At 41.8% G+C, this 2,748-nt stretch carries 3 protein-coding genes; all 3 read right to left on the bottom strand.

Annotation, left to right across the window (positions count from 1 at the left end; all coding sequences use genetic code 11):
* A partial coding sequence (locus Q8907_15640) for an RNB domain-containing ribonuclease (protein ID MDP4275703.1) occupies positions 1–1,190 on the bottom strand: 1,190 nt, incomplete at its 3' end.
* 162 nt (positions 1,191–1,352) lie between these two features.
* Positions 1,353–2,054: a Crp/Fnr family transcriptional regulator gene (locus tag Q8907_15635; GenBank protein ID MDP4275702.1), complete on the bottom strand. Its 702-nt coding sequence runs from the start codon at positions 2,052–2,054 to the stop codon at positions 1,353–1,355.
* Positions 2,055–2,143: 89 nt separating this feature from the next.
* On the bottom strand, positions 2,144–2,748 hold a 605-nt coding region (gene nadE / locus Q8907_15630), incomplete at its 5' end, for an NAD(+) synthase (GenBank protein ID MDP4275701.1).

Raw genomic sequence — 2,748 nt, 5'->3', positions numbered from 1 at the left:
TCTTTTAAATCACCTTCGCCTGTTTCTATGACTTTCTGCGCTTCTTCGTAGGTGAACCTTCGGTTCGACCGGATCACTGTGCGTCCGAACCATTCGTTGAGCAAACTGGCCTTTTCATCAAGTTCAAAAACTGCTGAGAAACAGAGCTTTTCTTCATCCGGGCGAAGGGAACAGATTTCGTTCGACAACCTTTCGGGCAACATGGGCACTACACGGTCGACCAAATATACCGAAGTGGCACGTTCCAGGGCTTCGTTATACAAATTGGTTTTAGGATACACGTAATGGGTGACATCGGCAATGTGTACGCCTACCTCGAATTTGCCGTTATCGAGTTTGCGGAAAGATAAGGCATCGTCAAAGTCCTTGGCATCGGCCGGGTCTATGGTAAAGGTAGTAATATTCCTGAAATCCCTTCTTTCCTTGTAATCCTCGGGAGTGATGGCTTCTTTGATCCTGTCGGCTTCGGCTTCCACTTCTTCGGGAAACTGATAAGGCAATTCGTATTCTGCAAGGATGGCGTGCATTTCCACTTCGTTTTCGCCAGGGAAGCCGAGTACTTCAACTATTTCTCCGATAGGATTCTTGGCATTCATAGGCCATTCGGTAATCTGTGCAATGGCTTTCTGCCCGTTGACGGCTCCATGAAGGTCTTTTAAGGGGATAAACAGGTCGTAAGGCATCAGGCGGTCGCTGGGTGTCAGGAATGCAAAATTCTTGGAAAGTTCGATGATCCCTACAAACGATTTACGCGCACGTTCGATGATTTCTACTACTTCGCCTTCCATATTCCCTTTTTTCCGGTGTGCGTGCATAAATACTTTAACCGTATCACCATTCAGTGCATGGTTCAGATTTTGTTCAGATACATAAACCGGGTCTGCTATGGCTTCCGACTCTATATAGGCAAATCCGGCGGAATTCATGTTTACCGTTCCAATCAGAGTCGCTCCGCTGGCTTTCAGGCTGAACTTACCGGTATATATTTCTTTTAAATTCCCTTTTTCAGCTAATTCATATAAAACGGTGTTGATGAGCTTTTTGGGGCCCTCGTCTTTTATCTCCAGCCTTTTGGCAATTTGTTTGTAATTGAATGATTTGGATGGATAATTATTGAACAGCTCCAGTATTTTTACTGAAAGTTCTTTTTTGGTAAAAGATGCTTTTTTCTCTTTTTGTCTTTGCGGCATATTCTCTTTCTTTTAATATCATGCAATTTTGAGGATGAAAAATGCACAAAACAATTAAAGGTGTAAGTTAATGAATAAAATTGATATCTGCATGAAACCGGCCTGTTTTTTGGTGCAGGTTGGGTGCAGTAGAATTGAAAATTTAAGGGAAGACACCATAAGTTATCCCATGTTGCTTATTTTTTCCAGCTTGTTCATATCCAGAATAGCAATTTTTCTGCCATTCAGGACAATAATCTTTTCGTCTGCAAAAGCCGACAAAGTTCTGATGGCATTGGAAGTAGTCATGTTCGAGTAGCTTGCAATATCCTCCCGGGACAATTGAATTTTCAGTGTTATCCCATCTTTTTCAAAACCATAAGTGTCTTTCAGAGAAATCAGTGATTCGGCCAGCCGTCCGCGAATGTGTTTTTGCGTGAGGGTGACGGTACGGATATTCGAAAAGCCCAGTTCAGTTGCAAAAGACTTGATGATATTGAGGGCAAAATCACTGTTCGAACGGATTATTTTGTAAAGGTCTTCCTTGGGAATGATGCAGGCAACAGAATCTTCTATGGCCACTGCAGAGGCTATATGCCGTTCGTTGGCAAACAAAGCCCTGTATCCAAGAAAACCGGTAGGTTTGGCCATACGGACAATTTGTTCCCTTCCGCCAATGCCTTCGCGGAAAATTTTTACTTTTCCTTCAGACAGGCTTACCAGTCCTGTGGGTTTATCCCCTTCATGGAAAATAAAATCTCCTTCGCAGTACCGGTAGCAGGTATGGTGTTGCAACAGATATTTTCTTTCTTCAGGAGTGAGTACGCTAAAGACTGAATTTCTGTTTTTCAGGCAATTTGAGCACTCTTCCACAATTTTTTGCATGCTGAAAATATGTTATAAAACATACAAATTTAGAAAAATAAGTGAAAAAGTATTTGAAGTCTCTCAAAAAGATTAAATTAAAAGAAAAATTAATATCTGGCTACAAGCGGCATCCGACGACCTATTCCGAATGCCTTGGATGAAATGCGCAAAATGGGCGGTGCCTGAAAACGTTTGTATTCGTTACGGTTTACCATTTGCATGACTTTTTTCACCAGGCCGGTATCTATTCCCATTTTAGCGATTTCTTCAACGCTTTCCTGTAATTCTATGTAATGAAACAGGATTTTATCCAGGATGTCATATTCCGGTAAGGAATCACTGTCTTTTTGGTCGGGGCGCAATTCGGCAGAAGGAGGTTTAATGATGGTGTTGACCGGAATAATTTCTTCTTCACGGTTGATGTAACGGGACAATTCATAAACCTGAGTTTTGTACACATCGCCTAAAACAGATAAGCCACCGCTCATATCACCATATAATGTTCCATAACCCACAGCAGCTTCACTTTTGTTTGAAGTGTTGAGCAGAATATTCCCAAATTTGTTGGAAAGGGCCATCAGCAGGGTTCCCCTGATACGTGCCTGGATATTTTCTTCGGTGATGTCAGGAGGGAAATTTTTAAATACCGGTTGCAAAGAACTTTCGAAACTTTCTACCATGGGTTTGATAGAGATAATATCGTAATGAACTT

Source organism: Bacteroidota bacterium, from assembly GCA_030706565.1.
In the GTDB taxonomy this organism is placed as follows: Bacteria; Bacteroidota; Bacteroidia; order Bacteroidales; family JAUZOH01; genus JAUZOH01.
The sequence above is the reverse complement of the archived record's forward strand: the minus strand, read 5'-3'. Positions and strand labels throughout refer to the sequence as shown.